The sequence below is a fragment of the Arthrobacter sp. zg-Y1143 genome, assembly GCF_030125565.1.
Classification (GTDB): Bacteria; Actinomycetota; Actinomycetes; order Actinomycetales; family Micrococcaceae; genus Arthrobacter_B.
This window is the reverse complement of the sequence record NZ_JASKLW010000001.1, coordinates 413,697-433,812: the sequence shown is the minus strand read 5'-3', so window position 1 is coordinate 433,812 and position 20,116 is coordinate 413,697. Positions and strand designations below refer to the sequence as shown.

The window sequence follows — 20,116 nt, the reverse complement described above, 5'->3', positions numbered from 1 at the left end:
AAAGTGCGCTATTTTCAGCACATGCCGGAGAAGGATGTCGGCCCGCAAATGACCGTGGCTGCGAAAACTCGCAAGTCCCCCAACTTTCGCGACGATTTGCTGCGGGCCGACACCCTCACCGTACATGATCGGAACATGTTCCGAAATAGACTAATTGCTCAGCCCGGAAATTGAGGATCCAGATTTGTCCAAGACCCTGCACGAAACGGCACAGGAAGCGTTTCAGCGCCTCCGGCTGCCTGCCCGTGTCACCCTTGATTCCCTGATTGAACGTGTTCAGGTGCTGCGTAACCGCCGGATGGTGATCATTGAAAGCGACAAACTCACGGGCACCAAGATCTGCGGACTGTGGATTCCCCGGGAGCATGTGGACGTGGTCTATCACTCCGCCACCAGGGGCGTGCTGCACCGCCAGCAAATGATCCTCCACGAACTGGCCCACATGATCCTCAGGCACGATGAAGCCGAAGGCGCCACCTGGCAGGGCATCAAGGCTTTCCAGGAGCTTTCCGGTGAAGTGGTGGCAAAGGCCCTGGCCCGCGGGGATTTCCGGTCCGATCTGGAAGCCACAGCCGAATACCTGGCAGACCTCCTAGCCGCCGCCATCAGGGAATCCAGCCAGGAAATCTACAGCTACGAGGCCTATTTCGAATGATCACCATTCTTGTTTCCGTCTTTATGTGGCTGCTTGTCCTGACCCTGCTGCTGCGTGCGCGTTCCCGACCCGACAACACCATGCTGAAAGCCGCCGTCGTCATAGCTGCGTCGCTTACCACCAACATCAATGGCGTTTATCTGTGGGCGGCGCATCAATTGCCCTGGCCCAATGCCCTGGACCTGGTCTCGAATATTTTCCTGATTGCCGGCATCTACTATCTGTCCCGCGCAATCGCCCGCGGAGCAGCGGCCGGAGACACCGGCGCGGCTCCGGGGCAGCGCTGGATTCCCGCCGCTGCCGGCGCCACCATCCTCGTTATGGTGGTGAGCTTCGCTTTCATTGACGATCCGGCTGTATCAACCACTTTTATGCTGGATTACGGGGATCAGACGGCCGCGGCGATCTATTCGGGTATCCAGTACCTGTACCTCTTTGCCGTGCTGGCGGGAACGTTGCTCACCTGCATCCGGAATGTGCCGCACATGCGGCGACGGCGCTTCCGGGCCGGGTTTAGGATCATCGGCTGGGGCTGCTGCGCCGGGATGGTGCTGTGCTCATCGGTGATCGTGATGGATGTAGCCCACGTAGCTGGTGCCGAAAGCCTGATGCGGGCTGTCGGCACGGTCTATGACATCTCCTATGCCCTGACGGTGCTGCTGCTGGCGTCCGGCCTGGCCGTTCCGCCACTGGGCAGGGTCCTGAGCGAATTCAGCGTCCGCCGGCAGATTCAGGAACTGGAACCGCAGGTGAAAGCCCTGTGGCTGTCCACCGTAGCCATGGCTCCGGCGGTCAGCCTGCTCGGCACCACGGCGGGGAGTGTTGCCGCTGGTCCCGAGAAAACCGCGCGGGACGCCACCGACACGATTCACCGCCTGGTGATCGAGATCCATGACTGGATAAATGTCAGCGGCCAGCCCGCACTGTCCGTGGAGCATCAGTCCGTCCTGGCCCGAGCGGAAGCGCTGTGCTTGCAGCAGGGCCGGGCCGTCCGGTGAACCGGTTCAAGGCGGCGCTTCTGGCCTCCGCCGCAGCCGTCGCCGCGCTCCCGCTGCTGGCCGGGCCTCTCATCCGCGCCCAGGCAACCGATGCCGCGCAGAGCAGGCGGCTGGTTCCGGTCCGCGGCCACGGCCACGGCCACGGCCAACAGGATTCACGCATGTACTTGGATTTTGATCCCGCCGGGTTCGCGGCCCACCCGGGGCGCCTGAGCATGCGCGCCGCGTCCGGGGGTGAACTCATCGTCCTTGGGCCTCCCGTCCTCGAACCGCCCGCCGCAATCCATGCCACCCCGCACCGGGCCCTCCCCGGACAGCCGCTCCGGGGACTGCGGCGAGCCGTGGAACGGGGCGATCCCGCCCGTGTTCTCCGCGACGGCAAGGGACAACTCAGCGGCCACCTCGGGGAAACCCCGGCCGATTTCGGTTTCCGGTACGAGGACGTGCAGATCGGCGGCTTGCCCGCCTGGGTTATCCCCGCCGAAGGTCCCGGTGATGTATGGGTCATCCACGTCCACGGACTGGGGAGCTCGCGGAGCCAGTGCCTGCGTGGAGTCCGGGCGTTTTCCCGGCTCGGCTACACCTCCCTGCTTCCCTCCTACCGGACCTCCCTGGACCTTCCCGGGCGGCAGCGGCGCAGTCACCTGGGTGTCAGCGAGTGGACCGAAATCGAAGCGGCACGCCGCTACGCGCTGGCCTGCGGAGCCCGCAGGATCATCTTCGTTGGCTGGTCGCTGGGCGCCTCCATTGTGGCGCGCGTTCTGCAGGAATCTCCTGACGGGAGCACGGCGGGTGCCCTCCTCGTCTCCCCCGCCCTGGACTGGCCCGCCATCATCACCGCACATTTGCGGAAAGCCGGCTGCCCGGAATTCGCCGCCCGTTGGCTGCCGTCTACCGTCAATATTCTTCGTCCCCGGGGCGAACCGGTAATCCGGTGGCACCAGATGCCGGGCGTCACCATGCAAAGCTATCCAGCGACCCCGACTATGATTCTTCATGGCTCAGATGATCAATCAGTGCCCGTAGAGCTTTCCCGGATATTCGCGTCCAGGCACTTGGCCTCTGTGCAGCTCATTGAGTTTGCCGGTGCCCATCACACGCTGGAATGGAATTCCGCCCCGGCGTTATGGGATGAGGCCGTCACTGCCTGGTGCCATTCCCTCGGGCTGGCAGGAGAACACTCCATCGAAGACTTTTCGGAGGCGAAATAAAACCGTGACCGGTGAGAGCGCCGCGCAGCGCAACCTAAGAGACGCCCAGATCCTGGCCCGGAAAATCGCTCTGCTGCTGGACGTGGTGGTCACCGCCGAGGGCAGGCCCTACGAATTCCAGGACATCCAGTCCGCCCTGGCGGACAAAGGCGTCAAACTGTCCCGCACCCGCTGGCACCACATCAAGGCCGGGGACGCGACCGTGCGGCAGCCTTCGGAAGTCCTGGCGGCCCTGGCCGAATTCTTCGACGTTAATCCTGATTACCTGCTCGAATCGGACGGCAAGGTACCTGAGCGCATCCAGCATGAACTGGAACTGCTGGCCGCCATGCGCCGCGCTAAGGTCAAGGAATTCGCCACGCGGACGCTGGCCGAAGTCGACAACGAAACCCTGGACGCAATAGCTGCCCTCCTGGACGACTCCACTAAATACTGACCAGTTCGACGACGGCGGCGGCACCGCCCGAGGTGCCGCCGTCGTCGTTTGCGGTGGAACTTCCCTAGTGGTGCACTTGGCGGGCCGGCAGCAGCGGGGTGAAGAACTGCGCCAGTTCCGCGGTGGCCGTCAGCGGCAGCACGTTGGCCACGTACTGGTCCGGCCGGACCACCACTACGGCGCCGCTGCGGGAGATGGAGCGGGCCTCGAAAATGTCCGCCGCCGGGTCCGTGCCGTAGACCTTCGCCAAATCACGCAGCTGGAACGGTCCGACCTGCGGCTTGAACACGGCCGGAACGGCGTTGATGTCAATGCCGGTGTGGTCCTGCTGGTAAATGACCTTGATGTCGAACCACGCGTCGCGGTCCAGGCCTGCCGGGGTGGCGGCCAGCGGCGAGTCCGGGGCGGTGTCCAGCCAGTCGGCGAACGCGGTGAGGGCCGAGTCCGTGCCGGCCGGGGCGGCGTCCGCGAACACGTAGATCCGCCAACGGCCGTCGGCCCGGGCCTGGTGGCCCAACTGCACCGGGTTGGTGTCGCTGACCCGCAGCACCGGCGCTGACTTGAAGCGCTTGCCGAGGGTAAAGCCGGCGGCCAAATCCTGGTGCGTACCCTCGGCGACCAGCAGGGAGCGCGTGTACTCGGTCATGAACCCGGCCGGGAATTCGGCGGTGCGCACGTAGAAGTCCTCCAGGTCCGAGGGGTTCTCGAACTCCTCGGGCTTCTTGGCCATGAGGCTGGACCATTCCTTGTCGAAATCGATGAGGTTCTTTGCCACCACCTGGCGTTCGGCCGAGTAGGTGGAGAGCAGCGCCTCGGGGCTGCGGCCGTCCAGCACGTGGCCGAGCTTCCAGCCGATGTTGAAGCCGTCCTGCATGGACACGTTCATGCCCTGCCCGGCCTTGGCGCTGTGCGTGTGGCAGGCGTCGCCGGTAATGAACACCCGCGGGCTGCGGGTGCCGAGGTCCTCGGGCCGCACGTCGTCGAACCGGTCCGTGAGCCGGTGGCCCACCTCGTACACACTGTGCCAGGCCACGTTGCGGACATCGAGCGTGTAGGGGGCGAGGATGCCGTTGGCCTTGGCGATGATCTCGTCGATGGTGGTTTTCCGGACCGCCCCGTTGTCGTCGTCGGGGACCACGCCCAGGTCCACGTACATGCGGAACAGGTGCCCGCCCTCGCGCGGAATGAGCAGGATGGACCCGCCGTTGGAGGACTGGATGGCGCACTTGGTGCGGATGTCCGGGAAATCCGTGTTGGCCAGCACGTCCATGACGCCCCAGGCGTGGTTGGCCTGGTCACCGTCCAGGGTGCAACCGATGGAGTCGCGGACCTTGCTGCGCGCGCCGTCGGCGCCCACCACGTACTTGGCTTTCACCGTCCGCTCGGTGCCCTCGAGCGGGCCGGCGGTATGCCGGAGGGTGACGGTGACCGGGTACTCGGCGTCGTCGTCGACCTCCAGGCCCATAAATTCCAGGCCGTAGTCCGGGGCCATGCGGGCCGGCGAGTTGGCCATGAACCGGGCGAAGTAGTCCAGCACGCGGGCTTGGTTCACAATCAGGTGCGGAAATTCGCTGATCCCGGCCGGATCATCAAGGGCGCGGCCGGCGCGGACAATGCGCGAGGGGTCCTCGGGGTCCGGGCGCCAGAAGCACATTTCCGTGATCCGGTACGCCTCGGCGGTGATTTCCTGAGCGAATCCGAAGGCCTGGAAGGTTTCCACGCTGCGGGCCTGGATGCCGTCGGCCTGGCCGATCACCAGCCGCCCGTCACGGCGCTCCACAATCCGGGTGGTGACGTTGGGGAACTGGGACAGCTGCGCCGCGGCGAGCATGCCGGCGGGGCCGGTGCCGACAATCAGCACGTCCACTTCCCCGGGCAAGTCTGCGGGCCGGTCGACGCCGACGCCGGCGGCGGGTTCGATGCGCGGGTCGCCGGATACGTAGCCGTGGTGGTGGAACTGCACGGATGTCCTCACTTCGTTGTGCCGTAGGTGCCGCCACACGGCTTTCTTCAAGCGTGTTCGATATTCGGGCACGCCGTTCGATAGCCGGAGGGGTGTAGCCACTGTACGGGAGGCATGACACAGGTCACAATTTCCCGGCCCGTTCCGTTGGGACGGAAATCGACCGGTTTGGGAAGATTCGACCGGTTTGCAGCGGAGGGATTTCCCAAAATGGCAGCAAAATCCCAAACCGCCAGGTGGCGGATGGGTCTGGCGCAGTCCCGGTTGTTGGAGGGCTCGACGTCGATCTCCGCCCTGGCTGGCGAGCTCGGCTACCGATCCGGGGCAGCCTCCGCTCGGGCCTTCCTGCGGGTGGTGGGGCAAACGCCGGGATCGGTCCGCACACGGCGTGACGCTGCAGCTTCCCGTTTCTGCTGCCGTCTCCCGCTTCTGCTGCCGCTTCAAACCGGCAGCAGAAGCCCGAACCGGCAGGGAAAATCAGCTGCCCGCACTACAACCGGCGGGCTGCAGCGGAGGTGCCGCATGTCAGGGTTACGGCCACCAGCGCGCCGCCGGAAACCAGCACGGCAGCGCCGGCACCGCTTGTATCGCTGAGCCAGCCCAGCAGGTTGTTCGCGAACAGCACCGGCAGCGTCTGCACAAACAGGCTGATGGACTGGATCCGGGAAAGGTATTCGTCCGGCACCTCGGTCAGGAGCACCGGCGCCGCCTTCGCCACGAAGTACCCGGTTCCGCAGCCTGCCGCCACGCAGGCCGCCCCGGCCCACCCCGGCGTCGGAGCCACCGCGACGGCGAGCATGGCCAGTCCCGTGACCGCGGTGCCGGCCAGTGCAGGCATCCGGGTGAGGCGGGAGTGCGGGCGGAGCAGGAAGAGGACCGAACTCAGCAGCACGCCCGCGCCGTAGGCTCCAGCCATGCTGCCGGCTGCGGCGCCGGGCCAGCCCTGGTCCCGGGCCAGCAGCGGCAGCAGCAGCCCGGTTAGCGGAATGACGAAGCCGGCAATGAAGGCCAGCAGCACCAGGATCACCCGGACCGCCGGTGTCCGGAGGGCATAGGCCAGCCCGTCCCGGACCGCCACCGAGAGGTTCCTGCCACTGGAGGCACGGGCCACGGGAAGCCGCCGGGTGCGCAGGGTCACCAGAATCAGGAACATGACGGCGAACCCGGCAGTGGCTGCCGCGGTGCCGCCCTGCAGGGACAGCACCATCACCACCACTCCTCCCAGCACCGGTCCCGCGATGCCGATCAGCTGGAGCACAATCTGCCGGGCTGCGGCGGCCTGCCGCATCTGGCCGGGCGGGACCAGATAGCGGGGGAAGGCGCCGGAGGCCGGGCGGTAAAACGCATCCGCAACACCCATCAGCCCGGCAGCCGTCAGCAGGACCCACAAGGGCGTTCCCACCGACAGCACCACCACGGTGAGCACGGCACAGACCACCGCCATCAGACCGTCTGCCGTAACCATCACCGCCCAGGCCCCGAACCGGTCTGCCACCGACCCGCCCCACAGCGACAGCAGCAGGCGAGGCAACAGTCCAGCGCTGAGCACCAGTCCGGCTGCGGTGCCGCTGGTCCCGGCCGCCACCCAGGCCAAGCCGAAGGTCAGCACGGCGTTGCCCGCCACCGTCCAGATGAACCCGAACAGCCACCAGCGGTACGCAGCCGGCAGCCGGGTGGGTTGATGCGCAGCGCGCAGGTCCGTGCTGGCAGAGCTCATGAGTATCCCCCCATTCTGAACTGATCCAGAAGTCCAGATCACTTGTGATCCAGAACAATAGATCAGTTCGGCGGTGCCGTCTATGCTTTTCCCATGGAGCGGGACAGGGACGCCACGGCAGCGGAAGCAAAAGCACTGGCGCACCCGGTGCGCATCCGGATTCTGCAGGCACTGCGCGGGGAAGCCAAAACCAACAAGGAAATTGCCGCCGAGCTGGGTACCACGCCGGGGGCGACCCTGCACCACATCAACCGCCTTGTGGACCAGGGGTTCATCGTGGTCCAGGCCGAGCGCACCGGCAGGCGCGGAGCGCGGGAAGTGCCGTATCTGGCCACCGGCAAAACGGCTACCCTGTCCTTCCCGGGCACCAGCGCAGAGTCGATGAGCGTCCGCAACGCCATCCTGCGCTCCGGACTGGATTCCTATGCGGCGGCACCGGAAGCGGACCGTTTCGGCGAAGCGTCCTACACCCTGCACCTGACCCCGGACCGGCTCGAAGCCTTCCGGGCCCAGCTGGCAGCGGTGGTGCGCGAGTTCAAGGACGACCTGCCCGGGGCCGGCAGCGACAAGTACGGCTTCTTCTGGGCCGGTTTCCGGCATACGTCGGGGTAAACCCCGCGGTTTGGGAAAAACCGTACGGTTTGGGAAATTCCTGCCGTTCCGCAGCGGAGGGATTTCCCAAACCGGCAGCAGAATCCCAAAACGGAGGGAAAAGCTAGCCGGCCACGTATGCGGCCAGATGCTCTCCGGTCAGAGTGGACGGCTGGGCCACCAGGTCCGCCGGCGTTCCCTCGAACACGATCGTGCCGCCGTCGCGCCCGGCTCCCGGACCCAGGTCAATGATCCAGTCCGCGTGCGCCATCACCGCCTGGTGGTGCTCAATGACAATCACCGACTTCCCGGACTCCACCAGCCGGTCCAACAGCGCCAACAGCTGCTCGACGTCGGCCAGGTGCAGGCCCGTGGTCGGCTCGTCCAGCACGTAGATGCCGCCCTTGCCGCCCATGTGCGTGGCCAGTTTCAGCCGCTGCCGCTCGCCGCCGGACAGGGTGGTCAGCGGCTGGCCCAGGTGCAGGTAGCCCAGCCCGACGTCGGCCAGCTGCGTCAGGATCTTATGCGCGGCCGGGGTGCGGGCCTCGCCGTCGCCGAAGAATTCCTGCGCGTCGGCGACCGAGAGCGCCAGCACCTCGGCAATGTCCTTGCCGCCCAGCCGGTACTCCAGCACCGAAGCCTGGAACCGGCGGCCCTCGCAGGTTTCGCACACCGATTCCACCGTGGCCATCACGCCCAGCTCGGTATAGACCACCCCGGCGCCGTTGCAGGTTGGGCACGCACCCTCGGAATTGGAGCTGAACAGGGCCGGCTTGACTCCGTTGGCCTTGGCGAACGCTTTGCGGATGGGTTCCAGCAGGCCCGTGTAGGTGGCCGGATTGCTGCGCCGGGAGCCGCGGATGGCGCTCTGGTCCACGGTCACCACATCCTCCCGCCCGGACACGGACCCGGAAATCAGCGAACTCTTGCCCGAGCCGGCCACCCCGGTGAGGACCACCAGCACGCCCAGCGGAATGTCGACGTCGACGTTGCGCAGGTTGTTGGTGTCCGCGCCGCGGACCTGGAAGAACGACGACGCCGGCCGCACCGCCTCCTTCAGCCGCGCCCGGTCCCCCAGGTGCCGGCCGGTCAGGGTGCCGCTGTCCCGCAGCCCGGCCAGGCTCCCCTCGAAGGTGACTGTGCCCCCGCCGGTTCCGGCGCCCGGACCCAGGTCCACCACGTGGTCGGCAATCGCAATGGTCTCGGGCTTGTGCTCCACCACCAGCACGGTGTTGCCCTTGTCCCTCAGCTGCAGCAGCAGCTGGTTCATCCGGGCAATGTCATGCGGATGCAGGCCAATGGTGGGTTCGTCGAACACGTAGGTGACGTCGGTGAGGGAGGAGCCCAGGTGGCGGATCATCTTGGTCCGCTGCGATTCGCCGCCGGACAGGGTGCCCGAGGGCCGGTCCAGGGACAGGTAGCCCAGCCCGATCTCCGCGAACGCGTCCAGCAGGTGCTGCAGTCCGGCCAGCAGCGGCGCCACCGAGGGTTCCTTCAGCCCGCGGACCCAGCCGGCCAGGTCGCTGATCTGCATGGCACAGACATCGGCAATGTTTTTCCCGCCGATTTTCGAGGACCGCGCTTCCGGGGCCAGCCGGGTGCCGCCGCAGTCCGGGCAGGTGCTGAAGGTGATGGCCCGGTCAACGAAGGCGCGGATGTGCGGCTGCATGGATTCCGGGTCCTTGGACAGCATGGACTTCTGAATCTTGGGGATCAGGCCCTCATAGGTGAGGTTGATGCCCTCCACCTTGATTTTGGTGGGTTCCTTCCACAGCAGATCATGCAGCTCGCGCTTGGAAAACTTTGCAATGGGTTTGTCCATCCGAAAGAAGCCGGAGCCGGCGAAGATCCGCCCGAACCAGCCCTCCATGCTGTAGCCCGGGATGGTGATGGCCCCCTCGGACAGGGACTTCGCATCGTCGTACAGCGCGGCGAGGTCGAAGTCAGTGACTGCTCCGGTGCCCTCGCAGCGCGGGCACATCCCGCCCAGCCGGTTGAAGGTGGCTTTCTCTGCCCGGGTTTTCCCGTCGCCGCGCTCCACCGTGATGGCACCGGAGGCGCGCACGGAGGGCACGTTGAAGGAGTAGGCGTTGGGCGGGCCGATGTGCGGCTGCCCCAGCCGGCTGAACAGGATCCGCAGCATGGCGTTCGCGTCGGTGGCGGTGCCCACGGTGGAGCGCGGGTTGGAGCCCATCCGTTCCTGGTCCACGATGATCGCCGTGGTCAGCCCCTCCAGCAGGTCCACATCCGGCCGGGCCAAGGACGGCATAAATCCCTGCACAAAGGCACTGTAGGTTTCGTTGATCAGCCGCTGGGATTCTGCGGCAATGGTGCCGAACACCAGTGAACTTTTCCCGGACCCGGACACGCCGGTAAACACGGTCAGGCGCCGTTTGGGGATCTCAATGCTGATGTCCTGCAGGTTGTTCACCCGAGCCCCCTGGACCCGGATCACGTCATGGCGGTCCGCCGCATGCCCCGCTTCGGTTTCCGTGCGCGCGCCGGTGTCCGTGCTCATTGGTGCTCCCTCCGCCGCCGGGACCCGCCCCGCCGTCGTTCCGATTCTGCCCGGTCCCGGAGGGCGCGGCAACGCTTAGCCGGAACGACGGCGGCGGGCCGGGGCGGGCGGGCGGGTTCCCGGCGCGAACTTCCGAGCCGGGGATGTACAGGCAGCCTTCCGCTTCCCTAGCGTTTAACCAGGCCGGGGTGGTCTGCCGAACCGCGCAGCCGTGCGCCCCACCGAGAGAAAAGACCATGCTTACCGACACCGACCTCGAAGACCTCCGCGCCGCCGTCCGGGGACCCGTCAGTTTCCCCGGGGATCCGGGTTATGACACTGACACCATGACAGTGAACCCCACCCTGATGCACCGCCCCGAGGCGGTGCTGGGCGCGGCCGGCGCCGCCGACGTGCAGGCCGCGGTCCGCTGGGCCGGCGAGCGTGGCATTCCGCTGGCGGTCCAGGCCACCGGACATTCTGTTTCCTCGCCCATGGACGAGGGCCTGCTGATTAATACCTCCCGGCTGCAGGACGTGGTGATCAACCCCGACGACGGCACCGCCACGGTAGGGGCCGGCGTCCGGTGGCGCACCCTGCTGCAGCAGACCGTGCCGCTGGGCCTGACCGGAGCCCATGGCTCCTCCGGCACCGTGGGCATTGTGGGATATTCCGCCGGCGGGGGGCTGCCGGTGATGGGCCGCGCCCTGGGCTTCGGCAGCGACCATGTGCGCAGCATCGAAGTGGTGACCCCGGACGGCCGGATGCGGCACGTGGACTCGGAGGGCGACGACGCCGAGCTGTTCACGCTGCTGCGCGGCGGCAAGGGGAATTTCGGCATCATCACCGCCATGACGCACGAGCTGACACCGTTCCAGGAGTTCTACGGCGGCGGCCTGATGTATCCGGAAGCCGCCGGACCGGAGGTGCTGCAGGCCTTCCTGGATTGGACGGCGCAGCTGCCCTCGGACGCCTCCGCATCGTTGGCCTTCCTGCATCTGCCGGATGTCCCGTTCCTGCCCGAGGAACTGCGCGGCACGGCGCCGGTGCACGTGCGGTTCGCGCTCTTCGGCAGCCACGAAGAGGGAGACCTGCTGATTGAACCCATGCGCCGGGTGTCCGTGCCGTTTATGGACACCATCGGCCCCATGGACTACTCAGGCATTGGCAGCATCCACATGGATCCGGACGGCCCGATGCCCACTATGGAGCGCGGCGCCCTGCTGTCCTCGCTGCCCGCTGCGGAGCTGCTGGAACAGGTGGGCCCGGGCTCGGACACCCCGCTGATGATGACCGAGATCCGGCAGATGGGAGGGGCAATGGACACTGAGCCGGACATTGAGGATGTGGTGCCCGGCCGCGGATCCGCGTTCCACCTGTTTACAGTGGGGCTCAACGCACCGCCCATCGCTGACGCGACTGCTTCCGCCCTGGAACGGCTCAGTGCGGCCACGGCCGCGTACTCCACCGGCACCATGGTGAACATGCACGGTCCGGCCGGGGATCCCCGGGACCGGCGGCGCGCCTGGGAGCCGGCAGCCTTCGAGCGGCTGCAGGAGGCCAAGGCCGTCTATGATCCGCAGAACCTCTTCCGCTTCGGCCACGCGGTGCCGTTGCCGGAACCCGGCATCTCCATGCGGTAGGGCTATATTCAGCCCTGTCACGGCAGGACGGGTGCAACGAAAGGCGCGGGCATGGCGAAGCTTGATTTACGGGTCCGGTTGGTGGGCAAGGTGCTGGGGGCGGTCTCGGTTTCACGCCTGAGCGAGAAGCAGATCCTGGCGAACCAGCAGCGGAGCATCCGGCACAACCCCGTGACCGACTGGTTGCTGGGCGGCCTTGCACCCGGAGTCGACGTCCGGGAAGACGCTGCCGCCGGCGACGAGGGCCGCATCCCCGTCCGCGTCTACCGGCCGGCGGACTCCGCGGAAGCACTGCCGCTGGTAGTCCTGATTCACGGGGGCGGCTGGACCACCGGGACGTTGGATGTCTATGACGGAATCGCCAGCACCATTGCCCGGGACGCGCGCGCCGTCGTCGTCTCCCTGGCCTACCGGCTGGCCCCGACACACCCGTGGCCGGCCGCGGCGGAGGACTGTTACGCCGCGCTGTGTGATGTCGCGGGGCGGGCCGCGGAATGGAACGCCGACGCCGGCCGCCTCGCCGTGGTGGGCGACAGCGCCGGCGGCAACCTGGCTGCGGTCCTGACGCTGATGTCCAGGGACCGGTCCGGGCCCGGAATCATCTTCCAGGGCCTGGTGTATCCCGCCACGGACCTGACCATGGGCAGTGCCTCCATTGAGGAGAACGCGCAAGCCCCCATCCTCACGAAGTCCGACATGCACCGCTACGGCAACCTCTACGTGCCGGACAAGGAGGACCGGAAGCACCCCTATGCCTCTCCCCTGCTCGCTCCCGACCACACCGGCCTGCCGCCGGCATTGATCCAGGTGGCCGAGCACGACCCGCTGCGCGACGACGGACTGCGCTATGGGGCGGCACTGCAGGCTGCAGGTGTACCGGTGCGCGTCAGCACCTACGTGGGCATGCCGCACGGCTACCTCGCGTTTCCGCGCCTGTTCCGCAGCGCACCGCAGGCGCTGGCAGAACTATGCAGTGAGCTGCGCCGGGCACTGGCTCCTGCACAGCAGGCGGGCTAGGGCGTGCCGGCCAGTGCCATCAGCGGCCACATCAGGACCCAGAGCAGGAACATGCCCAGGAACAACCAGGCACCGGCCTTGGGATTGCCGCCGCGCCAGGAGAGCAGCAGGACCACACCGCTGATCAGCAGCCCGGCCAGCCATCCCGGCCCCATCCACACGGTGCCGAAAGTCCAGCCGTCCACCTCCAGGGACAGCCGGAACAAGCCGTACGCAATCGGCATGGTGAGCAAGAAACCGGCCAATCCCAGTGTCAGCGCAATCCCGCCGGACCAGCCCAGCCGGACCGGTTCGGTCCCGGGCGTTTGTTCGTCCGGCGCGCTTGCGGGGGCTCCCTGCTGCGGAGCATATGGGTGGGCCGGGGTGTCCTGCCGGGACATGTCCTGCTGCGGCACGTGGTTCCTTCCGATCAGCGGTTCGGGGCGGCGGAACGGCGGCGGCGCGAGCGCGTACGACGGCGGGACTGTCCCTGAGAGCGAGACTGCGCCTGAGAGCGGGACTGCGCCGGAGTACGGGGGCCAGGCTGGATACGCGGAGTGGTTCCAGCCCCGGCGGCCATGATTCCCGCCTTGGACCGGGAGGACATCACGGACCCGACGGACAGCCAGGACATCACCGCGGCGGCGGACAGGGCGGAGCCGATCGCCAGCAGGGACCCGAAGGAACCGATCGACCCAATAGAGCAGACGGATCCCACACTGCCAATGGACAGCACGGAGTTCTTGGAACCGACGGACAGCACCGACCCCGAGGACCACAGCGATAACACCGATCGTTCCATGCTGACCCTTTCCGTCCCGGCGTATCGCCTCGACGCCCCTACCCTAACCCGGCAGGCGGCGCCTGTCCCCGACTCGTCCAGGATCAGTCGATGCCAAGAAACGATGTCAAGAAACCGTTGACGCCTGCGTGATGTCAAGTTCTAATTGACACATGAGAGCATCCCGAACCTTCAACATTGTTTGCGCCGTCGCCCTCATCCTTGTGGGCGCCGCGCTCCTGGCTGCCTGGCTGCTGCTGGACATGGCCAGCTTGTGGGAGGGCTTCTGCCTGGGCGCCGGGATTACGTTGCTTGCGGCCGGGATTTACGTCGCCGTGGCCTTCGTGTGGAAGGGAAGCACGGACGCCAGCGGCACCGAATACTGGCTGCCCAGCCGGGACACCGGCGGTTCCGCCGGGCCGCTGCCGGGTCCCAAGGGCGGTGGGCAGCCGTGAGCGGCAGCAAACCGGTCACCGATCTGCAGGAACAGATCGGCAGCCTGATCCTCGGGGACCGCGGCGAAGCCGGCGCCCTCAGTGAGGAGGAGCATCTTGCCCTGGTGGCACGGGCTGCCGCAGCGGAGCGGGCCAGCCAGGAGTTGCAGCGGCGGGCCGTCATGGCGGCCCGCGGTGCAGGCGTCAGCTGGGCTGCCCTGGGCCGGGAGCTTGGCATGACGCGGCAGGCGGTCCAGCAGCGGTTCGGCGGACACCCGGACGCCGCGGAGCCCGGTGCCCGCGAGCGCTGGCTTGGTCCCGTCACCGCCTTCGACGAATTGCGCGAACTGGAGCTCGCGGGGCGGCTGGGCTGGCGGACCGTGGGGGCCGAGCTGCTGCGGCACCGGATGCTGCAGACCGACACCCAGTGGGAGCACCGCCGTGTCCTCTGGACCCGTCCGGTCCACTACTACGAAACGGACGGCTGGCAGCTGGGCTGCCGGGCCTTTCCCTGGCTGTATCTGGTGCGGGACCTGCATATACCGCCGGTGGGCGAGTAATCACTCCATCTTCACGCCGCTGAGCCGGGCCACGGCCTCGGGGTCGGTGTGGTCGAAGAACATGGACTTCCCGGTATCCAGATCGGCGATGGCTGCCATTTCCTGCGGACTGAGCTCGAAACCGAACGAGTCCAGGTTCGCGGCCATTCGGTCCGGGTTCACGGTCTTGGGAATCACCACGATGCCGCGCTGGATCAGCCAGCGCAGCACCACCTGGGCAATGGACTTGCCGTGGGCTTCCGCAACGGCACTAAGTGTCGGATGCGAGAACAGGTTGTTCTTTCCCTCCGCGAACGGGGCCCAGGACTCCTGCCGGACACCGTGCTCGGTCATCATCTCGTTTTCGACCGCCCGCTGATAGAACGGGTTCGTTTCGATCTGGTTCACGGCCGGGGTGATCTCGTTGTGGATGATCAGGTCCAGCAGCCGGTCCGAGGTGAAGTTGGAGACCCCGATGGCCCGGGCGCCGCCGTCGTTGTAGATCTGTTCCATCACCCGCCACTCCCCGTACACGTCGCCGAAGGGCTGGTGGATCAGGTACAGGTCCACGTAGTCCATGCCCAGGTTCTGCAGCGAATTCTGGAACGCCGGGCCGGTGCCCGTCTCTCCGTTGTCCTGGATCCAGAGCTTGGTGGTAATAAACAGCTGGTCCCGCGGGATGCCGCTGCTGCGGACGGCCCGCCCCACGGCGTCCTCATTCTGGTAGGCGGCCGCCGTGTCCAGGGAGCGGTAACCCGCTTCCAGCGCGTTGGCCACCACCTGCTCGGTGTCCTCCGGCGGGACCTGGTAAACGCCGAAACCAAGGACCGGCATTTCCACGCCGTTATTCAGGGTGAAGGTATCCATCGGGGTTTTCCTTTCGTGGCGGGGCTGCAGCGGATACTGACCGTGGTTACAGGGCGCCGTATTCCGCGTCGGTGACCAGCTCTCCCCATTCGGATTCCTGGCCCACCGGCGGCGCCTCCCACATGGCCAGATGAGTCATCAGGCTGTTCCGGGCGGCACCGTGCCAGTGCCACTCCCCCGGCGGGGTGTAGATGGTGTCGCCGGGCCGCACCTGGACAATGAGTCCGCCCAGGGACTGGACCAGCCCGTACCCCTCGGTGACGTGCAGGGTCTGCCCGACGGCGTGGGCGTGCCAGGCAGTGCGGGCACCGGGGGCAAAATGCACGGCGTTCACCCGCATCCGCGAGGGGGCCGGCTTGGGTGCTGCAATGACCTCAAACCAAACGTCGCCGGTGAACATGTTGGCAGGGCCTTTAACGCTCGGGTGGCGCGGTTCCACTTCCATGGGATCTCCCTGGGGATGCAGCAGCCGGAGTGCCGTTTGAACCGGCACGGGACTCCTTGGACCCCTCCGACATTACAAGCGTGCGGGCTGATGCGGGAGGGGGCAGGCGCGCTGCGGCCCCGGCTGCCGCGTTCCCCTGGAGATGCTCCGGCGCTTAGCCGTGCCGCCCGCGTGGCATGAGGGTGAGCGCAATGACCACAACGCCGGCCGCCAGAGCGCCCAGACCCAGGACCGCCATCTGGGAGGGGGAGCCGCTGGCGTCGGTGCCGGTATAGGCCAGCGCACTGCGGCAGGGTCGCACCGTGTTGCCGCTTACCGGGTCAACCAGCGCACCATCAGGTCCCACCGTGGCAACCGGAAGCCCTGCAGCTTCAGCAGCTGAAATTGCCGCTGCGGCGTCCGGACAGGTGCAGTTGGCTGCGCCTCCGCCGCCAGATGCTGCACCCCCGCCACCCTGGGTGGCTGTGCCCGTGGTCGGACCCGGCGTCGCTGTGCCCGTGGTCGGGCCCGGCGTCGGCGTGCCCGTGGTCGGACTCGGCGTCGGCGTATCCGTTGTGGGGCAGGGGGTGGGAGCGGGTGAGGTGGTAGGTGGCGTGTCAGAGCAGCCGTTGGCCAGGAATTGCGCGGCCCGGGCCGGGTCCTCACGCCACTTCGCGCTTCCGTTGTAGCCCTCAAACGGCGGCACTACGTCCCCCTGATGGCTGTCATGCCCGTTGCCGCCGAACACGCTGGACGTACTCACGTTTTGATAGTTGTAGACATCCTCCGGCTGGCCCTGCGGGTGGTGGCAAATGCTGACTTTGCCGGCCCCCAGGGCGGGGGACGTTTGTGCCGGAAGAGTCACGGCCTGTGCGGGTCCGGCCAAGCCAAGTAGAGCGAGCACAAAAACAGCTAGAAAACTGAAGACAGGGATTTGGCGGGTTCGTTTCATGGCGGGGATGCTCCTACCGACGAGGGTGCGCTTCGTGAGCCATGCCCACCAGGCGGTAGACATGGCCGGATGCAGGCCTGGCGGGGAATGGGCCCAGCACCGATGTCGGAGTTCGGCCCGTTCGCTAATCCGCCGGCCCGGCAGTGGTGACAGAAACCGGGTGAATTGCAAGTAGCTGGACCGACACTACGCAGCAGCCAAGCGGCGCAATAGGGGGTTTACCCATACTGGGCCAAGTAGTTAAGACTTTTTCGCGGGTATTTAAATTGCCATAGTTCTGTCAACTCTCCGGCACCATTTTGGGCAGGGTGTATTTGATGCCCTTACACCCTTTCCGCCGGCTGCTGCAGCTCCGTCACCCACTCATGCTGGTCCGCGGAATCCGAGCGAAGGTAAACCTCCCGGCACGGACCCGACGGCGCGAAGCCGCGGGCAATAATTTCGGCGTGCAGTGCCTGCCAACTGCCAGGATGGAGGCAACGTCCTCCAGGCCGAAACCGAGCTGACGGAGGGCGACAATCCGGTGCAGCCGCTCCAGCTGCGCGGGATCGAAGGAACGGTCAGTCAGGGTCACGTATCACGTCCCGCAAGCTTCACACGGGGGTTATCCCTACCGGGATGCGGCGGTATGCCCGGTGTTGGTGTGCCTGCGGCACCGGCAGACTTGGACCATGACCCAATCACTGCCCCCTGCCTACCGCCGCGCCGGGAATCCCGCCCTCTTCCGCGGGGAGACCTGGCGGGCCTTCGGCTACCACTGGCTTTCCCTGCTGCTGACGCCGTTCGCCTTCACCTACGCGGTGGCCACCGTGTCCCTGGGTGCCTCGCTGGCGGTGACCTGGGCCGGGCTGGTGATTCCGGCGGCAATGATCGTAGGCGCACGGGGCTGGGGCTGGCTGAACCGCGGATTGACCCGTCACCTGCTAGGCACCCACCTGCCCGCACCGGTGCCGTTTACCCCGCAGCGCGGGTTTGTCGGTTTCCTGCGCAGCGGCCTGACTGACGGGGCGGGGTGGCGCGCAATCGTGCACATGGAAGTCTCCTTTGTACTGTCGGTAATCTCCTTCTGCTTCAGCATCTCCTTCCTGGCCGCCGGCTTGGGCGGTGTAACGCACTGGTTCTGGTACCGGTTCATCCCCATGCAGCAGAGTGCGGACGGCAGCTGGCACCGCGGTACGCAGGTCTTTCCGGAGGTCTATGCAGACACCCCAATATGGCAGTGGATCTACGCGGGCGCCGGCCTGCTGATCCTGTTCTTCGTCTGGCCATGGATCAACAACATCACCGCCCGGCTGCAGGCGCTCCTGGCGGCCGCGCTGCTCACCCCAACGGCGGCCAGCCTGCGCGTGCGGAAACTGGAACAGTCCCGCAGCGCCTCGGTGGAGGACGCCGACGCCCGCCTGCGGCGCATTGAACGCGACCTGCATGACGGCACGCAGGCGCAGCTGGTGGCCATCGCCATGAAGGTGGGCGATGTCCGCGAGCGCCTCGCCGCCACAGATGCCAGCCCCGAGGTCCTGGCCCTGCTGGACAGTGCGAACGGAACGGCAAAGGAAGCCCTGACGGATCTGCGCGGACTGGCCCGCGGCATCCGGCCTGCTGCCCTCGAAGACGGGCTGGACACCGCTCTCGAAACCCTCGCCGCCGGCGCCGCCCTGCCCACCACTTTGGACTACCGGCTGGCCCGGCGCCCGGATCCGGCCATCGAAGCCATCGCCTACTACTGCGCCGCTGAGCTGCTGACCAATGCGGTTCGGCACTCCCGTGCCACCCAGGTCGGGATAACGGTGGAGGGGCACGACGACGACGGCCTGCTCCTCACCGTCGCCGACAACGGAACCGGAAGCGCCGCCGTCGGCCGCCGCACTGCCAGAGGTACCCGCACCGGGCTGGCCGGGCTGCAGGAACGGGCCGGGTCCGTGGACGGCTGGCTGAACATCGATTCCCCGGCCGGCGGACCCACCCGGATCAGCGTGGAGCTTCCGCTATCCTCGAAGGCATGATTCCGGCACTTCCCCTCCCTGCACCCGCCGCTGCTGTAGCCGCATGAGGATAGCCCTGGCCGAGGACTCCGCCCTGCTGCGCGCGGGTTTGACCGAGCTGCTCACCAGCCGCGGGCACGAGGTGGGCATTGCCGTGGACAACGCCGCTGACCTGCTCGCCGCCCTGGACGGGGTTGACGACGACGCGCTGCCCGACGTCGTCGTGCTGGATAACCGGATGCCGCCCACGTTCACCAACGAGGGGATCCGGGCGGCCTTGTCGCTGCGCGGTAGCCATCCGCGGATCGGCGTGCTGGTGCTCTCGCAGTATGTGGAGACCCGCTACGCCGCGGAACTGCTGGCCGGCAGCCCAGCCGGTGTGGGCTACCTGCTCAAGGACCGGGTGGCCGATGTCCGGGACTTCCTCGACGCGCTGGCCCGGCTGGCGCGCGGCGAGACCGTGCTGGATCCCGAGGTGGTGCAGCAGTTGGTGGGTGCCTCCCGGCACCGGTCGGACCTGGACCGGCTGACCGCGCGGGAGCGGGAAGTGCTGGAGCTGATGGCGCAGGGACGCACCAATACCGCCGTCGGCAGCACGCTGTTCCTCTCCGCGGGGGCGGTGGAGAAGAACATCACGTCCATCTTCGCCAAGCTGGGACTGCAGCAGAGCCCGGCGGACCACCGGCGGGTGCTGGCCGTCCTCGCCTACCTGCAGTCGGCTTAGGGCTGCGCTAGGCTGTCCGCCATCACGGAGCACCGGCCCTCGCCGGGCAACAGGACGGTGGATTTGATGACTCTTGACGGTAATCCGGAACGTGCAACGCAACTGTGCATCGAGGCGCAGCAGCGCCTGATGGCTTCGGTGGCGGGCCTGACCGACGACGACGTCCGGGCACCGAGCCTGTTGCCGGATTGGACCGTTGGACACGTCCTCACCCATTTGGCACGCAACGCCGACGGCCTTGGCCGGCGGATCGACGGCGCCCTCGACGGCCGGGATGTCCCCAAGTACCCGGGCGGCACAGCGCAGCGGGAAGGTGACATCGAGGCCGGGGCGGGCAGGTCCGCACAGGAAATCATCAGCGATCTCGCGAACAGCCAAACAATGCTCGAGACCGTCCTGGCCCGATATGCCGAGGCAGGTTTCCCCAACGGACACTTCCTGGGCGGCGAGCACTACGGGGTGGCGGCCTGTCCGGCGCACCGGCCGCGCGAAGTGGAGATGCACCATGCCGACCTCGGACTGGGATACGGACCGGCTGACTGGCCCGAAGAATACGTGGAATGGGACCTGCCGGTGCTGCTGGCCACGGTTCCGGAGCGGCTTGCCTCGGCGTCGGACCGGCGGATGTTCATGGCCTGGCTTGCGGGCCGCGGGCCCTTGGCTGCCGCACCGGCTCTCGATCCGTGGTGACGGCGCCCTGGTGATA

The 20,116-nt window shown here is 67.1% G+C and carries 21 protein-coding genes; 12 read left to right on the top strand and 9 right to left on the bottom strand.

Translation table 11 applies throughout. From position 1 onward, the window contains the following. The first annotated feature begins 184 nt into the window (after positions 1-184). Genes QNN98_RS02190 through QNN98_RS02175 form a run of 4 tightly spaced genes read left to right on the top strand, consistent with a single transcriptional unit; the run spans position 185 to position 3,300 of the window. A complete protein-coding gene (locus QNN98_RS02190) occupies positions 185-655 on the top strand; it encodes a hypothetical protein (RefSeq protein ID WP_227911998.1) in 471 nt (156 codons plus the stop codon). Then, positions 652-1,653: a hypothetical protein gene (locus QNN98_RS02185; protein ID WP_283996105.1), complete on the top strand. Its 1,002-nt coding sequence runs from the start codon at positions 652-654 to the stop codon at positions 1,651-1,653. Before QNN98_RS02190 ends, QNN98_RS02185 begins: the two co-directional genes overlap by 4 nt. Continuing rightward, positions 1,623-2,864 carry an alpha/beta hydrolase gene (locus tag QNN98_RS02180; RefSeq protein WP_283996104.1) on the top strand — a complete coding sequence of 414 codons (1,242 nt, stop codon included), beginning with the start codon at positions 1,623-1,625 and terminating at the stop codon, positions 2,862-2,864. Before QNN98_RS02185 ends, QNN98_RS02180 begins: the two co-directional genes overlap by 31 nt. A 4-nt stretch (positions 2,865-2,868) precedes the next feature. Then, positions 2,869-3,300: a hypothetical protein gene (locus QNN98_RS02175; RefSeq protein WP_283996103.1), complete on the top strand. Its 432-nt coding sequence runs from the start codon at positions 2,869-2,871 to the stop codon at positions 3,298-3,300. Positions 3,301-3,364: 64 nt separating this feature from the next. Here QNN98_RS02175 and QNN98_RS02170 read toward each other — a convergent pair whose 3' ends face one another. After that, the gene (locus QNN98_RS02170; protein WP_283996102.1) at positions 3,365-5,263 is read right to left on the bottom strand and encodes an FAD-binding monooxygenase; all 1,899 of its coding nucleotides are present in this window, start codon (positions 5,261-5,263) and stop codon (positions 3,365-3,367) included. Between the two features lie 490 nt (positions 5,264-5,753). After that, positions 5,754-6,980: an MFS transporter gene (locus QNN98_RS02165; protein WP_283996101.1), complete on the bottom strand. Its 1,227-nt coding sequence runs from the start codon at positions 6,978-6,980 to the stop codon at positions 5,754-5,756. Between the two features lie 93 nt (positions 6,981-7,073). Between QNN98_RS02165 and QNN98_RS02160 the strand changes: the two genes are divergently transcribed. After that, a complete protein-coding gene (locus tag QNN98_RS02160) occupies positions 7,074-7,592 on the top strand; it encodes an ArsR/SmtB family transcription factor (RefSeq protein WP_227925744.1) in 519 nt (172 codons plus the stop codon). A 103-nt stretch (positions 7,593-7,695) separates the two neighbouring features. Here QNN98_RS02160 and QNN98_RS02155 read toward each other — a convergent pair whose 3' ends face one another. Further along, positions 7,696-10,089, bottom strand: a complete 2,394-nt coding sequence (locus QNN98_RS02155; protein ID WP_283996100.1) for an ATP-binding cassette domain-containing protein — start codon at positions 10,087-10,089, stop codon at positions 7,696-7,698. Positions 10,090-10,325: 236 nt separating this feature from the next. Here QNN98_RS02155 and QNN98_RS02150 point away from each other — a divergent pair, with 236 nt between their 5' ends. Further along, on the top strand, positions 10,326-11,711 hold the full coding sequence (locus tag QNN98_RS02150; RefSeq protein WP_283996099.1) for an FAD-binding oxidoreductase: 1,386 nt from the start codon (positions 10,326-10,328) through the stop codon (positions 11,709-11,711). Between the two features lie 51 nt (positions 11,712-11,762). Beyond that, on the top strand, positions 11,763-12,728 hold the full coding sequence (locus QNN98_RS02145; protein WP_283996098.1) for an alpha/beta hydrolase: 966 nt from the start codon (positions 11,763-11,765) through the stop codon (positions 12,726-12,728). Here the strand turns inward: QNN98_RS02145 and QNN98_RS02140 are convergent. Further along, the gene (locus QNN98_RS02140; RefSeq protein WP_227912010.1) at positions 12,725-13,123 is read right to left on the bottom strand and encodes a hypothetical protein; all 399 of its coding nucleotides are present in this window, start codon (positions 13,121-13,123) and stop codon (positions 12,725-12,727) included. The two genes, QNN98_RS02145 and QNN98_RS02140, sit on opposite strands and share 4 nt — an antisense overlap. Before the next feature lie 14 nt (positions 13,124-13,137). Next, the gene (locus QNN98_RS02135; protein ID WP_283996097.1) at positions 13,138-13,509 is read right to left on the bottom strand and encodes a hypothetical protein; all 372 of its coding nucleotides are present in this window, start codon (positions 13,507-13,509) and stop codon (positions 13,138-13,140) included. Between the two features lie 152 nt (positions 13,510-13,661). Here QNN98_RS02135 and QNN98_RS02130 point away from each other — a divergent pair, with 152 nt between their 5' ends. Both QNN98_RS02130 and QNN98_RS02125 read left to right on the top strand, forming a co-directional pair. Continuing rightward, positions 13,662-13,943 (top strand): hypothetical protein, encoded by a 282-nt coding sequence (locus QNN98_RS02130; RefSeq protein ID WP_283996096.1) that lies wholly within the window; start codon positions 13,662-13,664, stop codon positions 13,941-13,943. Beyond that, complete coding sequence (locus tag QNN98_RS02125) at positions 13,940-14,482, top strand: hypothetical protein (protein ID WP_283996095.1); 543 nt, start codon at positions 13,940-13,942, stop codon at positions 14,480-14,482. The genes QNN98_RS02130 and QNN98_RS02125 overlap by 4 nt, the downstream gene beginning before the upstream one ends. Here QNN98_RS02125 and QNN98_RS02120 read toward each other — a convergent pair whose 3' ends face one another. The 4 genes from QNN98_RS02120 to QNN98_RS02105 form a co-directional block, all read right to left on the bottom strand. Next, on the bottom strand, positions 14,483-15,328 hold the full coding sequence (locus QNN98_RS02120; protein ID WP_227912020.1) for an aldo/keto reductase: 846 nt from the start codon (positions 15,326-15,328) through the stop codon (positions 14,483-14,485). A 46-nt stretch (positions 15,329-15,374) separates the two neighbouring features. Continuing rightward, a complete protein-coding gene (locus QNN98_RS02115) occupies positions 15,375-15,773 on the bottom strand; it encodes a (R)-mandelonitrile lyase (protein ID WP_227912021.1) in 399 nt (132 codons plus the stop codon). 154 nt (positions 15,774-15,927) lie between these two features. Next, positions 15,928-16,515 (bottom strand): hypothetical protein, encoded by a 588-nt coding sequence (locus QNN98_RS02110; protein ID WP_283996094.1) that lies wholly within the window; start codon positions 16,513-16,515, stop codon positions 15,928-15,930. A 544-nt stretch (positions 16,516-17,059) separates the two neighbouring features. Then, on the bottom strand, positions 17,060-17,278 hold the full coding sequence (locus QNN98_RS02105; protein WP_283996093.1) for a MerR family transcriptional regulator: 219 nt from the start codon (positions 17,276-17,278) through the stop codon (positions 17,060-17,062). Positions 17,279-17,375: 97 nt separating this feature from the next. On the opposite strand from QNN98_RS02105, the gene QNN98_RS02100 reads away from it, so the two are divergent. From QNN98_RS02100 to QNN98_RS02090, 3 genes are all read left to right on the top strand, one after another. Continuing rightward, positions 17,376-18,707 carry a sensor histidine kinase gene (locus tag QNN98_RS02100; RefSeq protein WP_283996092.1) on the top strand — a complete coding sequence of 444 codons (1,332 nt, stop codon included), beginning with the start codon at positions 17,376-17,378 and terminating at the stop codon, positions 18,705-18,707. 43 nt (positions 18,708-18,750) lie between these two features. Further along, a complete protein-coding gene (locus QNN98_RS02095) occupies positions 18,751-19,410 on the top strand; it encodes a response regulator transcription factor (protein ID WP_283996091.1) in 660 nt (219 codons plus the stop codon). 66 nt (positions 19,411-19,476) lie between these two features. Next, on the top strand, positions 19,477-20,100 hold the full coding sequence (locus QNN98_RS02090; protein WP_283996090.1) for a maleylpyruvate isomerase N-terminal domain-containing protein: 624 nt from the start codon (positions 19,477-19,479) through the stop codon (positions 20,098-20,100). Positions 20,101-20,116: the final 16 nt, after the last annotated feature.

What these genes read in the sequence shown, in the direction of transcription:
- QNN98_RS02120 (WP_227912020.1), bottom strand. Translation starts at nt 15,328, where the DNA reads ATGGATACCTTCACCCTGAATAACGGCGTGGAAATGCCGGTCCTTGGT.
- QNN98_RS02115 (WP_227912021.1), bottom strand. Translation starts at nt 15,773, where the DNA reads ATGGAAGTGGAACCGCGCCACCCGAGCGTTAAAGGCCCTGCCAACATG.
- QNN98_RS02145 (WP_283996098.1), top strand. Translation starts at nt 11,763, where the DNA reads ATGGCGAAGCTTGATTTACGGGTCCGGTTGGTGGGCAAGGTGCTGGGG.
- QNN98_RS02155 (WP_283996100.1), bottom strand. Translation starts at nt 10,089, where the DNA reads ATGAGCACGGACACCGGCGCGCGCACGGAAACCGAAGCGGGGCATGCG.
- QNN98_RS02130 (WP_283996096.1), top strand. Translation starts at nt 13,662, where the DNA reads ATGAGAGCATCCCGAACCTTCAACATTGTTTGCGCCGTCGCCCTCATC.
- QNN98_RS02160 (WP_227925744.1), top strand. Translation starts at nt 7,074, where the DNA reads ATGGAGCGGGACAGGGACGCCACGGCAGCGGAAGCAAAAGCACTGGCG.
- QNN98_RS02150 (WP_283996099.1), top strand. Translation starts at nt 10,326, where the DNA reads ATGCTTACCGACACCGACCTCGAAGACCTCCGCGCCGCCGTCCGGGGA.
- QNN98_RS02185 (WP_283996105.1), top strand. Translation starts at nt 652, where the DNA reads ATGATCACCATTCTTGTTTCCGTCTTTATGTGGCTGCTTGTCCTGACC.
- QNN98_RS02100 (WP_283996092.1), top strand. Translation starts at nt 17,376, where the DNA reads ATGACCCAATCACTGCCCCCTGCCTACCGCCGCGCCGGGAATCCCGCC.
- QNN98_RS02165 (WP_283996101.1), bottom strand. Translation starts at nt 6,980, where the DNA reads ATGAGCTCTGCCAGCACGGACCTGCGCGCTGCGCATCAACCCACCCGG.
- QNN98_RS02095 (WP_283996091.1), top strand. Translation starts at nt 18,751, where the DNA reads ATGAGGATAGCCCTGGCCGAGGACTCCGCCCTGCTGCGCGCGGGTTTG.
- QNN98_RS02135 (WP_283996097.1), bottom strand. Translation starts at nt 13,509, where the DNA reads ATGGAACGATCGGTGTTATCGCTGTGGTCCTCGGGGTCGGTGCTGTCC.
- QNN98_RS02090 (WP_283996090.1), top strand. Translation starts at nt 19,477, where the DNA reads ATGACTCTTGACGGTAATCCGGAACGTGCAACGCAACTGTGCATCGAG.